The sequence below is a fragment of the Streptomyces sp. A18 genome, from assembly GCF_059026065.1.
Genome location: NZ_JBWLKL010000036.1, coordinates 56,348 through 79,236 on the forward strand (window position 1 = coordinate 56,348; position 22,889 = coordinate 79,236).

Below are 22,889 nucleotides of genomic sequence, written 5' to 3' on the forward strand. Positions count from 1 at the left end.
AGAAGAGGCCACCCGCAGACGAAGAGGTCCCCCCAGCTAGAGGCGCCCCCGCCAGAAAAAGGCAGGAGCCCCGCCGATTCGCTCGCGCGAAAAGGAGGGGCTCCTTGGGTACTGCTATCCATGTCCGGATCAAGTCACCGGAACTGTCACACGCCCCATCTGCATGGGGCGCCCCACTACTGGGGGGTGACGTTCTCCGCCTGCGGACCCTTCGGGCCCTGCGTGACGTCGAAGCTCACGGCCTGGTTCTCCTCAAGGGAGCGGAAGCCGTTCGCGTTGATCGCGGAGTAGTGGACGAAGACGTCGGGGCCTCCGCCTTCCTGGGCGATGAATCCAAAGCCCTTTTCGGCGTTGAACCACTTCACGGTTCCGGTAGCCATAAGCCCTCCTTGGGCCAAAGGGTTGCCCTGCTCCAGAACCTGCGATTGTTGAAACAACTGCATAAGTCTGAAAACGACGAGAGCCCGCGGGTCACATGCTCCGCAGGCTCTGTACTGCAAGGGAAACCAAACTGCAACTTGCGGCGAGCTTAGCACGCAGGCAGCCGAAAGCAATAGGGGGCAAGATCACGTCACCCGGATGTTTGACGGACCCCCCAGAGGGGTTGACGGACCAGGTCCGGAGCTCTTGACAAAGGCAGGATCGGGGCCCCGCTTTCTGCACCGTACCGCAAGGGGGCTAGCCTCCCCGATGTGGACAATCCTCCCGTTGACACCCTCGCCGGGGCGGGCTCAGACCAGCTCCCCGGCCGTCGTACCCCCCGGCCGCGCGTCGGTCACATTCAGTTCCTGAACTGCATGCCCCTGTACTGGGGGCTCGCGCGGACCGGAACGCTGCTCGACTTCGAGCTCACAAAGGACACCCCGGAGAAGCTCAGCGAGCAGCTGGTACGGGGCGATCTCGATATCGCCCCCGTCACTCTCGTCGAGTTCCTCAGGAACGCCGACGATCTCGTCGCTTTCCCGAATCTCGCGGTCGGCTGCGACGGCCCGGTGATGTCCTGCGTGATCGTCTCGCAGGTCCCGCTCGACCAGCTGGACGGCGCCAGGGTCGCGCTCGGCTCGACCTCGCGCACCTCCGTGCGCCTGGCGCAGCTGCTGCTCGCCGAGCGCTTCGGCGTGCGACCCGACTACTACACGTGTCCGCCCGACCTCGGCCTGATGATGCAGGAGGCGGACGCCGCCGTGCTCATCGGGGACGCGGCGCTGCGGGCGAACCTCATCGACGCCCCGCGGCTGGGTCTCGACGTGTACGACCTGGGCCAGATGTGGAAGGACTGGACGGGCCTGCCGTTCGTCTTCGCGGTCTGGGCGGCGCGCAAGGACTACGCGGCGCGCGAGCCCGCGGTCGTCCGCGAGGTGCACAAGGCCTTCCTCGCCTCCCGTGACGTCTCCCTTGAAGAGGTCACCAAGGTCTCCGAGCAGGCCGCGCGCTGGGAGGCCTTCGACGCGACGGTCCTTGAGCAGTACTTCACGACGCTCGACTTCCGGTTCGGGAGCGCGCAGTTGGAGGGCGTCGCGGAGTTCGCGCGCCGGGTGGGGGAGACGACGGGCTTCCCCGCGGACGTACGGGTGGAGCTCCTGGAGTCGCACCCGTAGTGCAGGGCTGAGCAGGCCTGGCCCACTGGTCGTACCCGCGGACTACCCTGAGCCGCAGAGAATCAACGCCCGCGGTCCGTGTGGCCGCGGGCGTGCGGCACGCGTCCGGGGGAGGCCTTCGTCATGCACCCGCTCGATCCCGGCGAACCGACCGCCATCGGGCCCTACCGTCTCCTGGGCCGGCTGGGCTCGGGCGGCATGGGCCGGGTCTACCTGGGGCGCAGCTCCGGCGGCCGTACGGTCGCGGTGAAGGTCGTCCATCCGCACTTCGCGCTCGACGAGGAGTTCCGCGCGCGCTTCCGGCGCGAGGTGGACGCGGCGCGGCGGGTGGGCGGCGACTGGACGGCGCCTGTCCTCGACGCGGACCCGGAGGCGGCCGTCCCGTGGGTGGCCACGGGGTACGCGGCGGGGCCTTCGCTCGCGGAGGCGGTCCGGGACCTGGCCCCTCTCCCCACCCATTCCGTACGAGTACTCGTGGCGGGCCTCGCCGAGGCGCTGACGCACGTGCACGGCCTGGGCCTGGTGCACCGCGACGTCAAGCCGTCGAACGTGCTGCTGACGATGGACGGCCCCCGCCTGATCGACTTCGGCATCGCACGAGCGACGGACGGCACGGCATCACTCACATCGACGGGTGTCTCCGTCGGCTCACCCGGCTACATGTCACCGGAGCAGATCCTGGGGAAGGGCGTCGCCGGGTCGGCGGACGTCTTCTCGCTGGGCGCGGTCCTGGTGTTCGCGGCGACGGGAGTGTCGCCGTTCCCGGGGGACTCATCGGCATCGCTGCTCTACAAGGTCGTACACGAAGAACCGGAACTGGGCCTGCTGGAAGGCGACTTGCGCGACCTGGCCCAACGCTGCCTGGCCAAGGACCCTGAAGCCCGCCCGGCTCCGGAGGAGATCGCGCGACGGCTCGCGCCCTCGGGGGCGGACGGGCTCGTGGCGGCAGGGTGGCTGCCGGGGCCGCTGGTGGAGCGGGTCAGCAGGAGTGCGGTGCGGATCCTCGACCTGGAAACGGCCGGGGAACAGCCGTCGGGCCCGGTGCCATTCGGAACGGACACCTCGCAGCCATCCTTCGGCCCACCGGACCCTTCGTACGCAGCGGCTCCTTCTCCACCGGCGGCGTACGTCCCCACACAGACGTCAGGGGGACCATCGGGCCCGCCCGGCCGGGTGACCGTCTCGGTGGCCGCGGCCTCGACTCCCAACGGGACCGACGGGCGTGGCCGCAAGGTCAGTTGCACGCTGGTCCTGGGGGTGGCAGGCGCGCTGGCCGCAGTGACGGTCGGCTCCGTCTTCGTCTTCGGACTGCTTCCGGGGAATGAAAAAGGGTCGAGCGACGCGGGCCGACAACCCCCGGCCGCGAGCGAGAAGGCGCCCGACGGCAAGGTGCCGGTGTCCTACCGGGGGACGTGGGAGGGCCAGGCGGTCGCGGCGAACGGCGCGGTGCCGATGGGGACGTTCAGACTGAAGGTCGAACAGGGCAAGGTCGGCGAGCGCTTCGCGGTGATGACGCAGACGGACCAACTGGGCGGCGTCTGCGCGGTGGACCTCACCCTGAAGTCGGTGACGGGGAAGGAGATCGTGGCGGGGGGCAAGGGCCAGGCGTCGAGCGGCGCCCAGTGCACGAAGAACGCCCACACGGTCCGACTCCGCCCGAAGGGCGACGCTCTCCTGTACCTCTCGGAGAACGAGAAGTCCGGGAACCCCGAGGCGAAGCTGACCCGCCTGAACTGAACCCCGGATCCACCCGCACCCGACCAAACCTCTCCCACCACCCGCCCGATTACCCCGGATCCGACCCTGGACGAACGAGCCTTCCCGCCCCGCACGCACCGGCGCGGCCCCGCCCTCACAGACGAACCAGCACCGCCCCCGCCCAAGCCCCGCAGGGACCCCTCACATCGGCGTAGTGACCGTCACCGGCTCCCCGCTCCCCGTGTAAAGCAACCCCTTCCCCGGCGCGATCGGCCCCCCGACCATGCTCCGGGTCGTCCGGATGCCGATCAGTTCGCCGCTCGACGAGTCCTGAGGGGAGAGCAGAATGCCGCGGCGGCCCTTCTTCGCCTCGACCTGCCAGCCGGAGAAGCCTCCGCACACCTCCTCCTCGTCGCCGCCGATGACCAGGCCGAGGCCCCGCTCCGAACCGCGCTGCACCAGGCGCTTGAACTCGCGCTCCGCGTCGCAGTCCTCAAGGACCTCGCCGTCGTCGATGATCCACACGATCGGGTCCTCCGGTGACGCCGACTCGACGACTTCCTTGAAGTCGTCGCTCTCGATGTCGTCCTCCTTGAAGACCTTCAGGACGCCTTCCTGGCCTTCCAACTCGCGCAGCGGCGAAGGCCGTGGCGCCGCGATCACCAGGCGTACGCCCTGCGTTAGATACGACCGCGCCAGATTCATCAGCGTCGTGCTCCGGCCCGACTTCGCCGGGCCCGCCACCACGAACGTAGGCACACCCTGCGCCAGGTCGGGGCCGAATCCCATGATGTCGTCGCCGCCGATCCCCGCCAGCGCCCACAGCTTCGAGCGCGACGCGTCCGGGTCCCGCATCTCCCAGGCCTCCGCGAAGCCGATTCGGCTCGGCAGGCTGTCCACACGGAACGGCTTGCGCGAGCGGGGTACGTCCGTGTCGCGCGCCGCAGCCGCCTCGCCGATCCCGGAGATCGCCGCGGCCTGGCCCTGGCCCGTGGAGTCCTCGGCGAGGAGCGCGAACTGCGTCTCCGTGCCGTGCTCGTTCTTGAAGCCGCGGCCCGGCGGGATCTCCTCCGGCACCTTGCGCGCGTTCATGCCGAGCATCGAGAAGTCGGAGCGGTCGGCGAGCCGCAGGCCGTACTTGTCCTCGGTGAGGGAGGCCATGCGGCCGATGAGGACCTGGCGGTCACCGGTGATCACCAGGTGGATGCCGACGCTCGCGCCCTCGCGCATCATCGCCTGCAGTTCATCGGTCAGCTCGCCGTGGTCGTACTCGCCCAGCGTCGGCAGCCAGCCCTCCCAGCGGTCGAGGAGCACGACGATGTGCGCCAGCCGCTCCTCCTCGGGCACCGCGGCCCGCTGCTCGCCGATGTCGGCGAAGCCCTTGTCGGCCAACAGGTCCTGGCGGCGGGTCAGTTCACCCTTGAGGCGGGTGATCAGACGCACCGCGCGCTCGGTCTGGTTGCGGCTGACGACGGCCCCGCAGTGCGGAAGCCGGGTGAGCGCGTTGAGCGCGCCGTTGCCGCAGTCGATGCCGTACAGGTGCACGTCGGCGGACGAGTGCGTACGGGCGATGGAGCCCGCGAGCGTACGCAGGATCTGCGAGCGGCCACTCCGCGGGGCGCCGCCGATGAGCAGGTGCCCGAAGGTCTCGAAGTCGACCACGACCGGGCGGCGCGCCTGGTCGGATGGGATGTCCTCCAAGCCGTACGGAGCGGGAGCGAGCGCGCCCGGCTTGTCGCTCACCGAAGGCAGCGGGATCTCGTCGAGCTGCAGCGTCTCGGAGAGCGCGGGCAGCCAGGGGCTGTGCTGGGCGGGGATGCCCATCGTCGCGTTCGCGTCGCGCACGGCGTCCACGAGCACCTTGAGGTCGGTGATCTCCTCTTCCTCGCGCGCGGCGGCCTTCGGCTTGACCAGCGCGGCCCGGCCCAGGTCCTCCCACCCGAGCGGACCCGCCCACGGCGCGAGCAGTGCCGGGTCGGTGGCGCCGGGCCTGCGGCCACCCACGCGGCCCGACTGGAAGGGGACGAGCGAGGCGTGCCCGAGGCGGACATACGCACGTCCAGGCGTGCTCTTGGCGATGTGGCCGGCTTCGGGGGAGTCGATGACATCACTCGACTCCGCGCCGTCCGTGACACGCAGGGCGATACGGAGGTTGGTGTTGGCCCGGATCTCCGGCGAGACCACACCACTCGGGCGCTGCGTGGCGAGCAGCAGATGGATACCCAGCGAACGACCACGCTGAGCGATGTTGACCAGGCCCGTCACGAAGTCGGGCAGGTCACGCACCATCGAGGCGAACTCGTCGATGACGATGAGGAGCCGGGGCACGGGCGGGTGCGAGGGATCGCGGCGCACCAGGTCCTGGTAGTCCTCGATGTCCTTCGCGTCGGCGGCGGCCAGGATGTGCTCGCGCCGCTTGAGCTCGGCGCCCAGCGACTCCAGGGCGCGCTCGACGAGGTGCGCGTCGAGGTCGGTCACCATGCCGACGGTGTGCGGCAGCTTCACGCAGTCCTTGAACGCGGACCCGCCCTTGTAGTCGACGAGTACGAAGGTCATGTTCTCGGGGGTGTTGGCCACCGCGAGCGCCGCCACGATCGTCTGAAGCAGCTCCGACTTACCGGAACCGGTCGTACCGGCGATGAGGCCGTGCGGCCCGTCTCGCCGCATGTCGATGCCGAAGGGCCCGTCGTACGACTCACCGATGACGGCCATCGTCGACTGGCCGCCCATCCGCCAGCGCGCGGTGATCTGGTCGGCCGTCGGCGGCTCGAGCTGGAGCACGTCGAGCAGCCGGCTGGAGCCGGGCAGCGCGGAGTCCTCGGTCTCACCGCTGATGTCCCGCAGCGGCGAGAGGGCGCGGGCGAGCCGCCCGCACCAGGCAGGGGACACGAAGTCGGGCCGTACGGAACGGATGCGGGCGGCGTCCGTCTGCTCGACGCGCAGCCGCAATTCGAGGGGCTTCTCGGCGCCCTGCTCGCTGTCGTCGGCCGTGGGGTGCCAGGCCTGGAAGGAGGGGAAGCCGCCGGGGGCGTCCGGGGAGGGATCCGAGCCGGGCGCGGTGGACCGCGCCGGCAGGCTGATCTCCTCGGGGCGCGGCTCGGCGATCACGATGGCCTGGCACTCGCCGGGCAGGAACCGCTCCTCGTCGTCGAGGCAGAGCGCGAACATGGACACGGCGGGCCCTTCGCGCAGCAGCTTCACCACACCGGGCATGGAGCGCAGGCGCCGTGAACCGTCCCAGATCACCACGATGTCCGGGTCGCCGAAGGAGGCCGCGCTGCCCCGGTTGTTCTCCTTGGCGGCCTTCTGGCGGGCGCCGAGGATCTGGGTCAGCTCACCGATACGGGAGCCGACGGTCTCGGCGTCGGTCCCGATCAGTACGTTCGCGTCCTGCATCCCGGAGGGCCGCGAGTGCGGCAGCCAGCGCGTCCAGTCCCAGGTCTCGCGCGCGGAGTTCTCGGTCAGTACGTAGAACTGGACGTCCAGCGGGCTGTGCAGGACCGCGGCCTGAGCGACCGCCCAGCGGCCGAGCGCCTGCGCGGAGTCGCCGGGGCCCGCCATGCCGATGACGCCGAGGTCGCGCAGCGAGAGAGCGACGGGCGCGTCCTCGATCTTCCACGTGACCTCGCGCTTGTGGTCGTCCTGCTCGGGGTCGTCGAGCACGACCTCGGAGTCGAGCCGTCCCGTGCCGACGCGGATCAGCAGGTGGTCGGCGTCGGTGCGCCGCCGCTCCCACAGCCGCGTACGGGGTCCGGTGGACAGGGAGAGGATGCCCGCCGGGCTGAGGATGGCCTGCCGCTTGTCGAGCCGCTCGGCGACGAGGGCTTCCTGGGCGTCCTTCTCGATCCGCTCCTTGTGTTCGTTGTACTCCTTGACCTGCTTGGCATGGGATTTGCGCCCGTGCTTCTTGTCCATGAAGTAGTTGCCGAACAGAATGAGCGGGCTGAGCGCCGCCATGATCAGGTAGTACCAGCGCTGGAAGATCATCGCCGATACGACGGCACCGACGAGCGGCGTGAGCGCCATCAGCCAGGGCAGCGGCCGGGCCTCGTAATCACGTACCGCATTGGGCAGCTTGAATTTCGTCTGGCGCTCGGGCGGGCGCAGTCGTGGCGGCCGGTTGTAATCGAGTCCTGAACCGTCGTCCGACCACTTCAGAGCGGCATTGGGCGGGGCATAGCGGTCGAGTTCGAGAAGGGTGTTCCCGATGGCGATCTGGGCGCCGAGCGGCCACTCTCCCTTGTCCCGCGGCTTCTCTTTCTTATCGCCCTTATTGCCCTTCGAGCGCTTTTCGCGCTTCTCCCCATTGGCGGCTTTCTCGCCCTTTTCGCTCTCCTCGACCTCACCGAACTGCTTGCCCTCGAGGGTCACGCCGTCTATGTCGCCATGTACGGCGACTTGGCAGGTGCCATCGGTTGCAACTGACAACGTCAGGGCACGTGCGGGCAGTTCGGGATCGTCGATGCGGATGTACGAGGCGGGTCCGCTGCCGATGTCGTAGCGCCCGATCCCGAGCCGGTGCACGGCGCCGGCCGCGGGCCCGCTCGCGACGCGCAGTTCGACGAGGCCGGTGGGCTCGCCGGGCAGGCAGCCGGCGGGGTCGTGCAGGCTGACGACGGCGCCCTCGCGCAGCGGCGATGTGCCGATGGTGGCGGCGGCGTCGATGGGGTAGCCGTCCACGAAGACGATGGGCGCCCCGCCCTGGCCGGTGCCCGGCTGGAGTTGGTGCCCGCCGATCGGGATGATCTGGGCGTCGCCGCCGCCGTACCCGACGTGCGACGCCAGCTCCTTGGCGATGTCCCCCACGGAGGACTCAGGATCGGCGTCGAGCACGACGTCGGCGTTGGCGCCGCCGAGCGGATCGACGACGGTCAGAGTCAGGCGCACGATCGTCCTCCCCTTCAGCCCGCCGTGACCGCTTCCGGAGCGCGGTCAGGGTGGCTGGTCCACAGTGCCTGTGAGGCTGTCCACAGTGCCTGTGACGATAGCCGCTCCACCCTTCCCGCAGGCAACGGGCTGTGCACCGGCTCATAGCAGAGCTGTGACTCAACCGGGGTGTGCTCACTTCTGCCCCACCCGTAAGCTGCTGGCTCAAGAGCGGAAGATCGTACGACCGGTCACACGGCCTTCGAGCGACCCGCACTGAGGAGCCAAGGGGGATGGCCCTGCGGCGAGTTGGATTGGATGTGAAGCCACATGGCCAAAGACGCCGATATCACATATGAGGAGATGCGGACCGCGGCGGGCAAGCTGAACGACGCCAAGGACAAGATCGACGAGAAGCTCGACGCTCTCGAGCGCTTCGTCGAGAACCTGGTGAAGAACGGCTACACGACTCGCAAGGGTTCGCAGGCCTTCGAGGACTCCTTCAAGGAGTTCAAAAAGGGCGCCAAGGACACCATCGAGGGCCTCACGGGCATGGGCAAGTTCCTGACCAGCGCCGCGAAGGCGTACGAGGACCTGGACGACGACCTCGCCAGGGGTGTCAAGGGCAAGTAGTCGTGCCCTTGATCTGGTGAACGAAACGGTGCGACGGCCCGCCCCTCCCGGTGGGCCGTCGCACCGTCGCATGTCGGTAGTCAATGTGTGAATTACGTGAATTACGTGCAGCGCGTGAATGCCATGGGGGCACTGTGGGTGGCGGTGGCGACCGGGCCAAATTGGACCTTGACGTGATCAAGGGCATGGGCACCGGACTCAACAACGTGAAGAAGGCCTTCGACGGCCTGGAGGATCTCGGCGGTCAGTACGAGGACGATTTCGGAAACGGCGACCTCGCCGACAAGTTCGGTGATTTCGCGGACAACTGGAAGCTGAGCCGCAAGCGGCTGACGGACGAGGTCGACGCGCTCGCGCAGATCGCCAAGGCCGCTGCGGAAGCGTACGAGGACATCGACCACCAGCTGGCCGAGGCGATCCGTGGTGCGCAGGATCCCAAGAAGAAGAAGGGCTGAGTCATGGCCGGACGTCCACGTGATTGGCACCCGGTCGCGGACAACGATCCGATTCCTGGTGATGCCGACCGGGTCGCGAATCTGGGGAAGAAGCTTCGTAAGACGGCTGATGAGCTTGAGCGGCAGATCAAGAACATCAAGGCGGTCTCCGAGGTGGAGGCCTGGGACAGCAAGGCGGGCAAGGAGTTCCGCGAGAAGGCTCAGGGCAATGTCAAGAAGCTTGAGGCGGCGTTCAAGCGGTACGACACGGCGGCGGATGCCTTCGGCAGTGAAGTGACGGAGGTGGGTGGCAGGTTCGAGGACAAGCTGCACGCCAAGCCGAAGAATTACGCCTCCGATTTGAACCGTGCCCAGGAGATGGCGGACCTCGCGCTCAAGGAGGCGCAGGACGCGGACGAGCGCAAGAGTGCGAGTCAGAAGAGCCTGGACGGTCTGTCCGACAAGGACAAGGACAAGAAGGACGGCAAGGACGAGAAGAAGAAGCTGGAGGAGGCGCGGGACGGCGCGGGCGATGACATCGAGGCTGCCCGGCAGAAGATCGTCCAGGCGAAGAAGGTCCGTGACGACGCGGCCAAGCGCGCGCGTGACGCGATCGAGGACGTCATCGCCGACGACTCCCTGAAGGACGGCTTCTGGGAATCCCTCGTCGACGACATCAAGTCGGTGATGGAGGTGATCTCGACGGTATGCGGGGTGCTTGCGCTACTGGTCGGCTGGATTCCCGTCATCGGGCAGGCGCTGGCCGGCGCGCTCGGCGCTTTGGCCATGATCACTACGTTGATCTCGGCGCTGTGCACCATCGTTCAAGTATTCCAAGGTAATGCCGATATGATGGACCTTGGGATGGCCGCACTTGGTTTTCTCATGATGGGCGTCGGCAAGGCCTTCTCGAAGGTAGCTGGGAAGTTCGCCAAGAAGGCATTGGCCAGCATGAGTAAGGCACGTGTTGCCGCTACGCCAAGGCAGATGAAACGAGCCAGTAAGAGCCTTAACAGAGCATCCGGTGAAGGCTTCAGGTTCCAATCGTCGAGGCCCATCAGCTCACTGAAGGAATCTATCTCCGGAAAGTTCAACGAGTTCAAGCTCGGTGAGGGGGAGGGGCTCAAGTCTCTGAAGGAGCCCTTCACGGATCTCTTCTCAAAGACGGCCTGGAAGAACAATTTTGGTCCCCTTGGCTCGAGGGGGAATTATCGTGAAGCGTTGGACGGGCTCAAGGTCCGAGGGGACGGTGACCTCGGTGTAGGGGCAAGGCGGTCCTTCTCGATGGCCGACCCCGGGGTTGCGTCTGACCTCAAGGAGATCAAGTTTGCCGCTGACGTCCTCGGTGATGATCCTGCCGTCAACAGATTGTCGCGAGCTGCTACTGGGCTGTCGTTCGTTGGCTCCGGGGTTACGCTTGCCGGTATTAGCCTGGACGGCAATCTCAACCCCCTCATGGCTGACTGACGGAGACAGGGAATCATATGCAACCAGGCGGCGAATCTCGTGCAGTCGCTGACTTCGACTGCAACTTTGATCTTGAAGATGGCTGGATCGATCTGACGCTCGATACCAGCACGACGGCTGAAGCCCTCGGCCTCGCAGGGCAAGCTGTCAAGCGATTCAATCCACTTGAGTTGACCGTCAGCGGCCGCAAGCTTGTTAACGACTTGACCGCCCACGCGGTGAAGTTGAGCAAGGACGACCCGAATCTCGCGGCGGCGTACTACACGGCCGGAGGGGTTCGGCTGGCGGACCTGGTTGTGAATTCCTACCACGACGAGGGCACACCACTCCCTCCGCCTGATGAGGTTGTGCCACTGCTTCTGGATTTCTCAAATGCCGAAATTGTGGGCGAACCAAATGTCACATTCCCGGACCTGACTCCCGGCCCTGCGGTACGTGTGCAGGCAGTGGTGAAGGCCAAGCGTAAGCTTGGGTTCGGTGGTCAGCTTGCCGAGTACATCAAGTACGCCGTCTTTCCGCCCGGGTTCGATACGCTCGTCGTCGTCATGGTGTCGTGGGAGGGTTTCGAGCGTTCCGAAGAGATCGCGCGGCTGACAGATGACTTGATGACCACGATGAAAGTCATTCCAGTTGACGCGAATGGAATTGAAGTCAACCGAGACCATCCGAGCTGACGGATCAGATGCAGCGCTCAAGTGAGTTCACTTCGCAGCCATCCGGCTACAACGTAGGCGGCACGAAGGATGGTGCCGAAGCCGGAGTAGTGGCCCTGGCGGCAGCGGGCCGCGCCATCCGCCAGCGCCGCCGGGGATCCCCGGACCCCTCGTCCCAGCTGGGCAACACGCTTCTCACGCACTACGTCCCGATCCCCGGGGCGAAGAGCCCGCTGCTCCTGACCACGCCCATGGCCCCCCTGGCTGACCATCTGGTGGAACTGTTTCGACGTGGTGGCTGGAACGCTGCCCTGGGACTCTAGATGACACGCAAAGACAGCGCCCCCCGCTCCCGCGACGGCTTCGCCGTCGCGGCCTTCGTGCTGGTACTCCTCGCCCTGGCCGCAGGCATCCTCTGGGCGAAGGGCGCCTGGCGTGCGGTGATCCGCGAGTCGCCGAGCCTGATCGCGGACTGGCCGGGTGGCGCGTGGGTTTTCGGCATCATGGCCGGTGCGCTGGCGGTGGCAGGGGCGTACGGAGGGTTGTTGGCGTCCGAGGCCCATTCCCTCCAAGACACGAGCCCCCGGCGCCGGTTGGCGCGGCGCACAGCGACGTCGGCGTGCTGGGCGGTGCCGCTGCTCCTGACGCTGTACATCCTCTCGGCGCTCCCGGGCCGCAACTGCAGCTCGTCGTCACCGAGTTGCGAGGAGATCGAGGGCGCGTTCCCGGCGCTCCTCGCCTACGCCGTCACTGCGGCGGCCCTCGGCTGGACCGCATACCGGGTGCGCTCCACCCGCGAGGAACAGCGCCGCACAGCACAGCAGCAACGGCTGCGGAAGCTGCGGAAGAAGGGCAAGGGGAAGAGTCGGGCGGCGAGTTAGACGTTCGTCTCGCCGCCCCGGATGGTCAGCGGTTGATGGACTGGATTTCCTCCACCGTGATGTCCTGGACCGCCTCGATCGTGCCGTCGGGCATGCCGACCGCGTTTGCCTGGCCCGTGCCCTGCCAGCTGATCTCCCAGGTGAGGGAGGCCTTCAGCGGGTACGTGTCGCCGCCGGACGAGCGGCGGTAGACGATGCCGCAAGGAGGGGTCTCCTTGGACTTCCCCTTGGCGTACGGCTCACCGATCTTGCCGTCGACGATGGGGCATTCACCGTTGGCGGGGATCGTGGTGGCGTCCTTGGTGCCGGGGTCGAGGGTGAGGGACTTGGGTTTGGCGGTCGTGGTCGCCTGGAGGTTGAAGCCGGGGACGTTGATCTCCGCCGTCGCCGTCACGTCGTCGAAGACGGCCTTGTCGAGCCAAGCCCAAGTGGGCAGATTCACCTTGGTGACGGCCTCGGGCGCGAGGGTGACCTTCGTGCCGGGCAGCTCCATGTGCTGGTAGGCGAGCGCCGCCAGCATCTCCGGGGTGATGGCCTCCTCGTACTGGGGCGGCGCGGGCTCGCCGTTGTCGACCCAGAAGGGGATGTCGGAGCACGACATCCGCGCGAGGGCGTCCGGTTCGTTGGGGTTCTCGACGCCTGCCCAGAACATCCCCTCGCCGTCCTTCTCGACGTTGTAGTCCTTGTAGCCAGGGGTGTCGGTCCAGCCGTAGTCGTCCTCGTAGTGGCGCTGGAGCTCGCCCAAGGCGCTTCCCCCCGAACCGAGGCCTGGGGTGTTCAACTGGTCCTTGATGTTCTTGGACATCTTCTTCTTGAAGTCCTTGGCGCCGAGGTACGGGGCGTACCAGCAGGGCGGCGGGTCCCAGTTGACGTCGGCCGAGGAGACGTTTCCGCTGCTGCCGTCCTTGGTGACGGCTCCGGAGTACTGGACCTTGGCGGCGGCGTAGATGCCGGTTTCGTCGCCTCCGCCCTGCGCCTCTTTTTCGCCGCCCTTGCCGTTGCCGAAGTCTTCGTCGGCGTAGGCAACCCCGCTCGCCAGAAGACCGCTGATGACGAGTGACAGCGAGAGGCAGGCGGTCGCGGCTCGGCTCACGCGCACTGGTCTGCCTTTTCCGTCACGTACACGAGCGAAGCGCGCCACAAGTCGTCCTTCCCCGAAAACTTGGCCATCACGATCTTGAAGAAGTCGTACGACGCCGCTCCGGGTGCCCCCTTGCGGACCTTCTTCGACTTCACTTCCTTTGAGTAGAACTTGCTGGAATCCACGCAGAACGAGACCTCGACCGCGTTGCCGTTCGGGGACTTCCGCGTCTTCTCCTGGAAATGGCGTCGAGTGCCGGTGGAGGTCAGCCCTGCGTCGATGCGCCCCTGGATCTGGGTGTGGGCGTAACTGAGCCCCTTGTCCGTCGCGTAGGTGGAGACGGCTGGGTCCTTGACCGTCTGCTCGGCGACTCCCCGGTAGATCGACTGCACGAAGTGCCGGGCGTCATCGAGCGCCGTGGCCTCGTCCTTGTCCGCCGGCTTGTCCCAGTCGAAGACAAGGTCCATGTCCTTCGGCAGCGTCAGGTCCACGCCGTCCGGCTTGTCCTCCGCCGGGGCTGCCGACGGATCCGCCGACTTTTTCGGCTTCCCGGCCCCCTGGTCGGCACCGGCGATCTTGTCGTCGTCCTTGGACCTGCCGTCGTCTCCGCTGCCGCAGGCGGTCAAGAGCAGGGCTGCGGTCGCGGCGAGCGCGGCGGTGACGGGCATGGTGCGGCGATTCACGGTCGGCTCCCGGTGGGGCGAGGGGGTCTCCAAAGCGCCGACGCTATCTGTGGGGTTGCTGGTTCCACCAGAGTCGATAGCGGGGCAAGGTGTCGCATTTCGGTGAACTGTCATCGTGTCGTGACGCGCGGAGAGCCGCCTTGCAGGGGACTCGTCCCTTCCGCGCCAACGTCAACTGATCTTCTTCTCCTGGGACTTGACCACCGCCGGGAAAATTTGCGCGTCGCCGGAACGAGACTGCAGGAACGCGTTGCCGTCCACCGCGTAGTAGAGGGCGATGGTGTCGCCGTGGCGGGTGGCCTGAGTGCGCATCGTGTGCGTGTTGCCCTTGTACGAGGACGTGGCCCTGAAGGCCAGTGAGTCGTCGGCGCCGGGGGTCGGTGCGGTCCCGGTGGTCTCGGGGGCGACGGTCTCGTACGCGCTGGAGGCCTTGTCGCCCTTCACCGTGAAGCCACCCTTGCACGCGCCGACCGCCTTGGCCATGTCGGTCATGGCCTCCTTCGCCTTCCCGGGCGCGTATGTGGCGAGGGTGATGTAAGTGAAGGCGCCGTCGAACTCCTTCTTCTCGGCGACACGGACGAAACTGTCCTTGGTATCGCCGGCGGGGAACTGGTTCATCGCGTAACCGAGCGGCGCGCAGGCGGGCTTGTCGAGCTTGATGGTGTCCCTCGACTTCGCGAAGACGTACTCGTCGGAGGGCTCCACCACGGCGTGGGCGGGTACCTCGCTCTTGGTCAGGGCGAGCTGAGCGGCCGATTTCGTGGGCTTCTTCGTGGTGGGAGGAGCGGAAGAACCGGTCGGCTTGCTGGAGTCGTCGCCCTTGCCGTCGTCACCGCTTGCGCAGGCGGTCAGGAGCAGGGCCGCGGTCGCGGCGAGCGCGGCGGTGACGGGCATCGTGTTGCGGTTCACGGTCGGCTCCCGGTGGGGCGAGGGCGGATTCGAGTGGCTGACGCTATCCGTGGGGTTGTCGGTACCACCAGGGCCGATAGCAGGGCGAGGCTGCTCATTTCGACGGACTGTCATCGTGTCGTGACGTGGAGGGCGGGGTTCCTGGGGCGGGGCGAGTACCCGGAGTGGGGGAGTGCTCGGAGGGGGAGCGCCTGGAGCGGCTGAGGCCACGTCCCACTGAGCACGAGGTACAGGTGCAGGTGATGGTGCAGGTGATGGTGATGGTCCAGGTGCTGGTGAAGCATCCGTATGCCTGCTCGCTTGGGTGTTGCAGAAAAGTCCCGGCTCGGTGGCGCATACGCGCTGGCCGGTGTGGAGGGGACTGGAACTTTCTTGCAACTTGGCCGCTCAGCCCTGATCCCGATCGAGTCGCCCCCGCGAAAAGTCCCCCCGCCCGACCCGCGCCGCGAGCCCCTCACCCGACCCGCCGGACCCGCCGGACCCACCGGACCCACCGGACCCACCGGACCTTCCGCCCCGCAGCAGCGACCCGTACCCCGTCGCAGCCCACACGCTCCGCTCGGCCGGTACCTCGAAGTACGGCACCCTGCGCCCCTCCGGACCCTCGTCCGTCAGTACCTCCGGGGCCCGGCGCTCACGGACCGCCGCCCCGCACTCCTCGCACGCCGCGACGTGCAGTTGATCGCGTCGGCCCAGAGGACGCCACCGGATGCGGAGGTCGGCGCGGCCGTGCAGGGGGTTGAAGAAGCAGAGGGGGAGCGGCGGGGTTGTTGTGTCGTTGTGTGCCGGTTCAAGCGCGTCTCGGCCCTCCGTCACCAGGGCCAGCACACCCGCCAGGTCCGGTAGACCGCGGGCCGAGTCGAGGACCGTGCCTGCGGCGGCGTATGCGTCAAGTGCCCTTTGCAGGCCTGGCGTGGACGTGTCAGCTGCCTGGGCCGCCTCGCCCAGAGCCAGGACCTCCGCCTCGGTCTGGCGACGCAGATCGGCCTCGTCCGCCGCACGCGCCGCCGCGAACACCGCCTTGGGGTGGGCGAAGGGGGAACCGGTGGCGCTCGGGTAACGGTTCGGGCTGACGCCGCCCCGGCCCCGTCGTACGCGTACGAAGACGAACAGTGTCCCGGCCGCCAGGGCGAGACCGACGGCGACCGCGACCGGCGTCAGCCACGGGGAGCCGTCGCCGTTCGCACCGTCGGAGCCTTCGTCCTCGCGAGGATGGCTGCCGCCGTCCCCGTCCCCCAGATCGGCCGTGGCGTCCTCGTACACCTTCGTGCCGTCGCCCTCCGCGATCAGCTCGATGGCCTTCTCCGTCTGCTCGGCGAGCCCCGCGTCCTTCATCTCGTCGAGGAAGCCGACCGCACCCACCGCGTCGTTGGCCTGGTGCTTCTCGGCCGGCCACTCATAGCCGTTGAGGCTTCCGCTCCACTTGTCGCCGCCCGTGATGAGAACGAGTTCGCGACGGTCGATGCGATCGTGCACGACCTCCGCGAAGGCGTCGGCCTCGCCGTCATACGCGTCGCCCTGCACGATCGGCACCAGAGCGACCTTGATGGGCAGTCCGGTCTTCTCGATCTGCCGCGCCAGCTGCTTCTGCCGGGCGAGCGGTACGGAGTCGGCGTACGCGTCATCGACGTACACCGGCGAACGGCGCAACGCGTCGGCGACCTTCTCGCCCGGACTCGGCGCCGCGGGTGCCTGCGCCGCCGCGGGCGACACCGTGGCGACGAGGGCCGCGAGAGCCGCGAGGGCGACGCCCGCCCTCGCGATGGCACGCTTCACGGCACGGTCACTGGACACCGGCGTACTCCCTTACCTGACGAATGAGTTGAGGGATCCCGTCACGCGCGGCGGGCAGTGGCCCGGCCGCCTCCTCGTACGGCACGCGCTCACCGCGCCGCGCGCCCGGCAACGTGAGCCGGAGCGTGTACGCGAGGCGCGGCTGCGCCTCGACCAGGACGCGGCACTCCGCGCACACCGGGATGGTGCGCAGCCGCCGCTCCTCCGGCGCGTACTGGGCGTCGCGCCATCCCGTGGCCGGGCCGTGCATCGGGTTGAGCGTGCAACAGGGCTTGTCGGCCCCGACGAGCGCGCCGCGGCCCGCCCGCGCGAGGACGATGGCGGCCGCGAGGTCGGCGGGGGTGGTGTCGTCGTCGACGTACCCGTCGGGATCGCGGTCGGCGAGGAGCGTGGCGGTGTCGAGGCAGTCCCATACGCGGCTGCGGACGGAGGACCGGAGAGCGCCGTCCTGCGCCTCCGCTGCATCGAACTCCCTTGCCAGTGCGTCGAGTTCGTCGCGGGCGATGCGGCGCAGATAGTCGTGGGACGGGTCCGGGGGAGCGGCGAAGGAGGTGGTGGCCGAGGGGGCCGACGTCGTACGAGGGCGTCGCAGGCCCGGCACGGCCAGGCGCAGGATGCCGAGCAGTGCGGCGACGATCCCGAAGAGCAGCGCGGCCGCGAGCGCGCCGACCAAGAGCCCCGGCCAGAAGTCACCGGAGAAGAGCGGCGAGAGCGCCTCTTCCTCGACGGGCTCGGGCTCGTCGTCCATGCCGAGCGAGGAGGTCTCGGGCCGGTCGATGCGGGGCGCCTTGTCGAGGAAGGCGGTCAGGTCGTCGAGCCGCTCGCCGAGTTGATGGTCGACGGAACGGTCGTCGTCGTCGCCGTAGCGGATGGAGTCGGGCAGGTCGAAGGCGACGAGGTTGGCGTCGATGCGTACGTCATAGGTGACGACGTCGATGTCGCCGCCGAGCGGATCGGCGACGACGTATACGCCGTGATCGCCCTTCTCGCCGATCTTTTGCCCCATTCTCTGCCGGACGGCCTCCACGAAGAGCTCGGGCTCGCCCCCGGACTCGTCCTCGGTGAGCTGCGGCACGACGGCTACGAAGACGGGCCCGCGCCCGAATTCCCGTGCCCAGTCGCTGAGTTCACGCTGCTGGGCGGAGTCGAGGACGTGTGGACTCTCGGGATCGCTGTAGACGGGGCCGCTGTCGCTCAGCCCTTCGGAGACGCGTTCGACGCGGCTCGACAGGTCGGATGCGGTGGCCGGGGGCGCGGCGCCGGACGTCTTCTGGCCGAAGACGAGGGTGGCTCCGACGGCGATGGCCCCGGCGACGAGAAGGGCCGCGCCGGCCTCGACGCGACGGGCGGTGAGGCGGCGCGGGGCCACTGCCTCGGTGTTGGTGCCAGCCGTCAGGTGCCGCTGCCGCAGCCATCGGCGTACGTACGGGCTGAGACCGATGATCAGCAGCGGTACGCCGCTGAGGGCGATCCCGGTGACGAACGATTGGTTGTCGCGGTCGACGGGACCGATGTGCATCTTCGGAGCGTCCTCGCCGGTGTCACCGTACTTCTTACGGGCGGCTTCGGCGCGTTCGGCGGCCTTCTTGGGGCCCTGCGCGATGACGTCGGTGAACCGCTCGAAGCTGAGCAAGGGCCCGGCATCGTAAGGAAGTTCGTAAAGGGCAACGGTCGACGCGTCATCGGCGGGCGCCCGCACTCCGAAGGCGGTGGCATCAGCGACACCCATGTCATCGACGAGCACATACAGCCCGTCCCGCCCCAGCCGATCATGCACGGCTGCGAGCAGCCGGTCACCGCCGATGCCCTGCTCGGGCAATACGAGGACGTAGGTGGGGACCGTGGTCCGCTGGGCCAGTTTCTTGAACTGCGGGGCGGTGGAGCGGGGGACCTCGCGCGGGAGCTGGTCGGACACGTATACGGGGTCGGAGCGGAGGAGGGCGGCGAGGGAGGCGGCTTGGGTGGGGGCGTTCTTGTCGTCCCGGGTGGGCGCTGTCGCGGGCGCGGGCGCGGGCGCGGTCGCTTGCGTGGGCGGGGCGGCGGAGGCGGCTCCTGCACCGCCGAGCAGGAGGAGGGGCAGGAGGAGGGAACAGAGGGCGGTGAGTAGTAGGGCGAGGCGGCCTGCCCCGCGCGGGCCCACACGCGGTATGCCCACGGCGTAGGGCTCCCTGTTCGCCACCGCCCCGGTCACCTGAGCCACCACACTCACCCGTCCCACCCCGTAACTCATTGGCCGCACTTTACTGTCGCGACGGAGGCGTTTCCATGGGGGTGCTGACCGTTGCTCCGCAAGATGGAGATCGCCGCCGGGGTGGCGGCTAAAAATGTGGAGGATCGATTGGCAAGACAGATCCGCTAGTTTCCGGAAAGGAAGTTCTGGGTGAAGTACGTGAAGGTCGACTGGGACTCGGAACACCACGGCTTCCGGGTCGACGCGCAGTCATACCTGGCAGCGCTGCCCGCCCTGAGAGCCGCGCTACCAGCCGGCGCGTGGGCCTTTGCTTCCGATGCAGGGCATTACGCCTTCGCGGACGAGCGATGCGTCAAGGACCTGGAGCTCACGAAGATCACGCTGCCTACAAAGACGGCAAATGGATCCGCCGCGGCAGCAATCACATTCAGTCCAAATCAGTGGAAGCACGCCAAAGGTCTGCGCATCGAGTACGCAGGTGTCACGCACTTCTCCGTCGACTACGCGAGGTCGATCGACTGGATGGAGTCGATCACGGTGCTACTGGACGAGATCCTGCCGTACGAAGGCGGGGGCGAAGGCGAAGGCGGGGGCGAAGGCAAAGATGGGGGAGTGAGGCACGAGATCGAGCTGACGGACGCGACGATCACGGTGCACTGCGCGGACCTGAAGGCGGTGTGGGGGGAATCCGGCTTCACCGTGGACCAGGGCGTCGAGGTACCGGTGCCCGCCCCCGGCGAGCTGTGGACGGTCGGTGCCGTCATCCTGAACTCGACGGGCCAAGCCTTTGCGCAGAAGCGAAGCCCGGATCGCCGCCTGTTTCCCGGCGCGTGGGACATCGTGGGCGGCCACGTCGAGGCAGGGGAAAGCCTCCTGGACGCCCTCGCGCGCGAGGTAGAGGAAGAGACGGGCTGGCGCCTTCGCCGGGTGAGCCGGTTCCTCGGCACCAGCGTCTGGTCCGGAGACGACGGAGCCGGACTCCGCCACGAGGCCGACTACCTGATCGAGGTCGACGGCGACCTGGACCACCCGGTCCTGGAATGGGCCAAGCACTCCACCTACGACTGGTTCGGCCCCGGCGACGACTTGGCCCGCCTCAAAGAGAACTGCTCGCCAGACGAATTCCTGATCCACGACCTGATCGCGAGAGTGGTGCAAGCCGCCGCGGACGGGCCAGCCTGACGAGGGGGCAAGGGGGAGCGGGAGGGAGCAGGGATCTGCCCGCCTGGCCTGTCTTTGAACCCCGCGCGCACCCGCGCTCCGCACCCGCGCTCCGCACCCGCGCTCCGCACCCGCGCTCCGCACCCGCGCTCCGCGCGAACGACGGGGGTTCAAAGACAGCCTCCTATTCGTCCAGGGGAGTTATTGCAAGAAGCTGTCGATGGGGGCCGCGTCGTATTCCGTCGCGCCCGTCGTGGTGATGCCGCTGGTCGAGCCGGGCAGCCGCAGAGAGTCGAAGGCGCTCACGTGCAGGTCGGCTTTTCCGTCACCGTTTGTATCGCGCAGCCGTACAAGGCCACCGAACTGGTCGTCTTCTGACAAAGGACCTGGCACGCCGGGGGTGTTGCGGGCGAACCACTGCGAACCGGCACCGGGCAGGCCGCTTGCCCGCCCCTTGAAGACGTGCACGCCGCCCGCGTAGTCCTGGCCGTCGATTTCCTCACCGCGCACGCCGACCGCGAGATCCGCGTAGCCGTCGCCGTTGACGTCGCCCGCCGAGACGGATGAGCCGAACTCGTCGTAGTTCTCCGGCGATCCGGCGACGCCACTGGTCGACTGGGTGAGGTGGGCGCTTCGGGACGGGCCGCCGGAGGCGCCGTACCAAACGCTGACGCGGCCCTTGTGCTTGGAGTAGAGGGAGGTGCCGATGGCGATGTCGCCGTAGCCGTCCTTGTCGAAGTCGGCGATGACACCGTCGCCGCCGCGCTCGGAGCTGCCGCCGTTGCCGGACTGGGACTCCAGACGCAGGCTCTTGCCCGGGGTGAGCGAGCTGGCGCCCCCCTTGATGAACCAGGCGTCGGACGCGATGGATTGGGAGCTGACCACGTCGCCGATGATCGCGAGGTCGGTCTTCTTGTCGCCGTTGACCTTGCCGGAGATCAGGGCCGAGGCGTAGAAGGATGTCGTCTTGTCGAGCTTGGTCACGGTTCCGGTGGTGCCGGAGCGCTTGAGCGGGCCGCGGTAGACGTAGGTCATGGAGTCGTTGATGACGGCCAGGTCCTGCTTGCCGTCCCCGTTGAAGTCGCCGGTCGCCAGGTCCTTGCCCATGTAGTTGTTGCGGCCCGGGTTCTTGTTAGGGAGAGTCGTGCCCTTGGACAGGCCGGAGGCGGAGCCCCACAGGATCGTCACGGCACCCTGGTCGGCGCCGTGGGAGCCGTTCTCACCGGTCGCCGCGACCGCGAGGTCGCCGTACCCGTCGCCGTCGAAGTCCGCGGCGGACCGTACCTCGCCGAACATGTCGTCGGCCTCGTCGGCGCCGGGCACGCCGGAGGTCGCCTGGGTGACGCGCTGCTGTCTGGAGCCGGGCCCGGTGGCGGTCCCGAAGACCACGGAGACGCCGCCACCCCCTCTGGCGCTGAAGCTCGAGTACGCGTAGTCGCGGTAGCCGTCACCGTTGAAGTCGTCGCCGTGCTTCGCGGGCGCGGCGCTCGCTGCCGTGGCGGGCAGGGTGAGGGGGATGAGGCCAGCGACCAGGAAGGTGGCGAGCGTGGCCGTAGTGGGGATGCGCATGGGCGTCGGGGTTCCTTGCGAGTCGAGGGGCAGTGAGGGGGGGGGTGCCGCACCATTCACCGGAAGTTGTCCCAGGTGGGGCGTGGGGTCGGCGAACAGGAGACCGGTAGCGGCGCCGAAGGGTTGTACGTGGGCGCGGAGAACGTAGTTGGTGCTTGTCAGGGCCTGCCTTGAACCCCGTCGCCCGCGCGGTACGCATCTGACGGCAGGGCGTGCGGTCGGTGTGCGGTCGGTGTGCGGTCCGCGTGTGTGCCGGGCGTCGAGGCGCGGGCGGAGGTTCAAGGACAGGCTCGGTGCGCAACGCGGTGGCGTCCGGAGTGGGAGGGAGCGAGGCCGACTCGCGCGCATGGTTTCGGATACACGGCCTAGCGGCGGTTCACTCCGGCCCGCCTCGTAGGCTGACATTCCAGAGCCAACGAGGGGACGGGACAACAGCATGGCCCGCTACACCGAAGCGCAGACCATCGCCCGCGGCGGATTCAGCATCAAGGTGCCTGAGACCTGGTGGGAGTTCGATGTCCGCCCGGAGTCGCGCGACGCCAGCATCCGGCAGATGATCAACGACCGCATACGCGAGCGCCCCGAGCTGGAGCCGCACCGAAACACCTTCGAGGGCTTTCTGCGCAAGGCGTCCAAGGAGGCGTGGCAGTCCGGCGCCCTGTACTGCGGCTGCATGGCGGAGAGCTTCGGCGGCGAGGTGCCGATCACCGGCTCGGTCACGGTCTCCCTGGTCGGCGCCCGCACGTCGAACGGCGACGTGATGCCGACCGACCCGGCGGCGATCGTGGCCCAGCTCGGCGTACGAGAGGCCAAGCGCGAGGGCGACACCTACCGAAAGGTGACGACGGTCGAGATACCGGGTGTGGGGATGGCGGCCCGGACATTCGGCATCGAGGACATCTCGGTCCCGGGCGACGACCGCACGATTCGCGTCGTCCTGATGCAGACATTCATTCCGGTTCCGGGCCAGGAGGGCAAGGTCGCGCTGGTGGCGGGGAGCAGCCAGGTCCTGGACCTGGCGGAGTCGTTCTTCGACATCTTCGATGCGGTGACGTCTACTTTCCGCTTCGCGGAGTAGGCGGGCCCCACCACTGGCGCCCTGCGGCCCTGCCGCCTTCCCGTATCCCGCACGCAGCTAGTAACTTCGCATGTGCGTACGGGTACTTGTGAGGCGGATGCGGCGGGGGTTGCGGCATGGCGGGGAATCGTCCGGCGGATTGGCATGTCCTGGACTTGGACAAGGATCCGACGCCCGGTGATCCGGACCGGGT

At 68.1% G+C, this 22,889-nt stretch carries 18 protein-coding genes; 10 read left to right on the plus strand and 8 right to left on the minus strand.

The features are described 5' to 3' along the window. Window positions 1-176: 176 nt before the first annotated feature. The gene (locus AC5P1C_RS35255) at window positions 177-380 is read right to left on the minus strand and encodes a cold-shock protein (protein WP_018528239.1); all 204 of its coding nucleotides are present in this window, start codon (window positions 378-380) and stop codon (window positions 177-179) included. A gap of 399 nt (window positions 381-779) precedes the next feature. On the opposite strand from AC5P1C_RS35255, the gene AC5P1C_RS35260 reads away from it, so the two are divergent. Next, window positions 780-1,598: a menaquinone biosynthetic enzyme MqnA/MqnD family protein gene (locus tag AC5P1C_RS35260; protein ID WP_493870079.1), complete on the plus strand. Its 819-nt coding sequence runs from the start codon at window positions 780-782 to the stop codon at window positions 1,596-1,598. Window positions 1,599-1,721: 123 nt separating this feature from the next. Next, on the plus strand, window positions 1,722-3,335 hold the full coding sequence (locus AC5P1C_RS35265) for a serine/threonine-protein kinase (protein WP_493870059.1): 1,614 nt from the start codon (window positions 1,722-1,724) through the stop codon (window positions 3,333-3,335). A 162-nt stretch (window positions 3,336-3,497) separates the two neighbouring features. Here AC5P1C_RS35265 and AC5P1C_RS35270 read toward each other — a convergent pair whose 3' ends face one another. Continuing rightward, window positions 3,498-8,183 (minus strand): FtsK/SpoIIIE domain-containing protein, encoded by a 4,686-nt coding sequence (locus AC5P1C_RS35270; protein WP_493870060.1) that lies wholly within the window; start codon window positions 8,181-8,183, stop codon window positions 3,498-3,500. 309 nt (window positions 8,184-8,492) lie between these two features. Here AC5P1C_RS35270 and AC5P1C_RS35275 point away from each other — a divergent pair, with 309 nt between their 5' ends. The 6 genes from AC5P1C_RS35275 to AC5P1C_RS35300 all read left to right on the plus strand — a co-directional run bounded on the left by AC5P1C_RS35275 (window position 8,493) and on the right by AC5P1C_RS35300 (window position 12,230). Next, the gene (locus AC5P1C_RS35275) at window positions 8,493-8,795 is read left to right on the plus strand and encodes a WXG100 family type VII secretion target (RefSeq protein ID WP_493870061.1); all 303 of its coding nucleotides are present in this window, start codon (window positions 8,493-8,495) and stop codon (window positions 8,793-8,795) included. 161 nt (window positions 8,796-8,956) lie between these two features. Beyond that, window positions 8,957-9,250: a hypothetical protein gene (locus AC5P1C_RS35280; protein ID WP_493870062.1), complete on the plus strand. Its 294-nt coding sequence runs from the start codon at window positions 8,957-8,959 to the stop codon at window positions 9,248-9,250. Window positions 9,251-9,253: 3 nt separating this feature from the next. Next, complete coding sequence (locus tag AC5P1C_RS35285; protein WP_493870063.1) at window positions 9,254-10,696, plus strand: hypothetical protein; 1,443 nt, start codon at window positions 9,254-9,256, stop codon at window positions 10,694-10,696. A gap of 17 nt (window positions 10,697-10,713) precedes the next feature. Next, the gene (locus AC5P1C_RS35290; RefSeq protein ID WP_493870064.1) at window positions 10,714-11,370 is read left to right on the plus strand and encodes a hypothetical protein; all 657 of its coding nucleotides are present in this window, start codon (window positions 10,714-10,716) and stop codon (window positions 11,368-11,370) included. Window positions 11,371-11,378: 8 nt separating this feature from the next. Further along, the gene (locus tag AC5P1C_RS35295; RefSeq protein ID WP_493870065.1) at window positions 11,379-11,672 is read left to right on the plus strand and encodes a hypothetical protein; all 294 of its coding nucleotides are present in this window, start codon (window positions 11,379-11,381) and stop codon (window positions 11,670-11,672) included. Next, a complete protein-coding gene (locus AC5P1C_RS35300; RefSeq protein ID WP_493870066.1) occupies window positions 11,673-12,230 on the plus strand; it encodes a hypothetical protein in 558 nt (185 codons plus the stop codon). A 25-nt stretch (window positions 12,231-12,255) separates the two neighbouring features. Here the strand turns inward: AC5P1C_RS35300 and AC5P1C_RS35305 are convergent, their stop codons facing one another. The 5 genes from AC5P1C_RS35305 to AC5P1C_RS35325 form a co-directional block, all read right to left on the minus strand. After that, window positions 12,256-13,323: a hypothetical protein gene (locus AC5P1C_RS35305; protein WP_493870067.1), complete on the minus strand. Its 1,068-nt coding sequence runs from the start codon at window positions 13,321-13,323 to the stop codon at window positions 12,256-12,258. Beyond that, window positions 13,320-13,994 (minus strand): hypothetical protein, encoded by a 675-nt coding sequence (locus AC5P1C_RS35310; RefSeq protein ID WP_493870068.1) that lies wholly within the window; start codon window positions 13,992-13,994, stop codon window positions 13,320-13,322. Before AC5P1C_RS35310 ends, AC5P1C_RS35305 begins: the two co-directional genes overlap by 4 nt. A 171-nt stretch (window positions 13,995-14,165) precedes the next feature. After that, a complete protein-coding gene (locus AC5P1C_RS35315) occupies window positions 14,166-14,903 on the minus strand; it encodes a hypothetical protein (RefSeq protein WP_493870069.1) in 738 nt (245 codons plus the stop codon). Between the two features lie 387 nt (window positions 14,904-15,290). After that, on the minus strand, window positions 15,291-16,697 hold the full coding sequence (locus AC5P1C_RS35320; RefSeq protein ID WP_493870070.1) for a hypothetical protein: 1,407 nt from the start codon (window positions 16,695-16,697) through the stop codon (window positions 15,291-15,293). After that, window positions 16,687-18,927, minus strand: a complete 2,241-nt coding sequence (locus AC5P1C_RS35325) for a hypothetical protein (RefSeq protein ID WP_493870071.1) — start codon at window positions 18,925-18,927, stop codon at window positions 16,687-16,689. The genes AC5P1C_RS35320 and AC5P1C_RS35325 overlap by 11 nt, the downstream gene beginning before the upstream one ends. 150 nt (window positions 18,928-19,077) lie before the next feature. Here AC5P1C_RS35325 and AC5P1C_RS35330 point away from each other — a divergent pair, with 150 nt between their 5' ends. Further along, the gene (locus AC5P1C_RS35330; protein ID WP_493870072.1) at window positions 19,078-20,070 is read left to right on the plus strand and encodes an NUDIX hydrolase; all 993 of its coding nucleotides are present in this window, start codon (window positions 19,078-19,080) and stop codon (window positions 20,068-20,070) included. Window positions 20,071-20,250: 180 nt separating this feature from the next. Here AC5P1C_RS35330 and AC5P1C_RS35335 read toward each other — a convergent pair whose 3' ends face one another. Then, complete coding sequence (locus tag AC5P1C_RS35335) at window positions 20,251-21,618, minus strand: FG-GAP and VCBS repeat-containing protein (protein WP_493870073.1); 1,368 nt, start codon at window positions 21,616-21,618, stop codon at window positions 20,251-20,253. A gap of 436 nt (window positions 21,619-22,054) precedes the next feature. Between AC5P1C_RS35335 and AC5P1C_RS35340 the strand changes: the two genes are divergently transcribed. Then, window positions 22,055-22,696, plus strand: a complete 642-nt coding sequence (locus tag AC5P1C_RS35340) for a hypothetical protein (RefSeq protein WP_493870074.1) — start codon at window positions 22,055-22,057, stop codon at window positions 22,694-22,696. The last annotated feature ends 193 nt before the right edge of the window (window positions 22,697-22,889 follow it).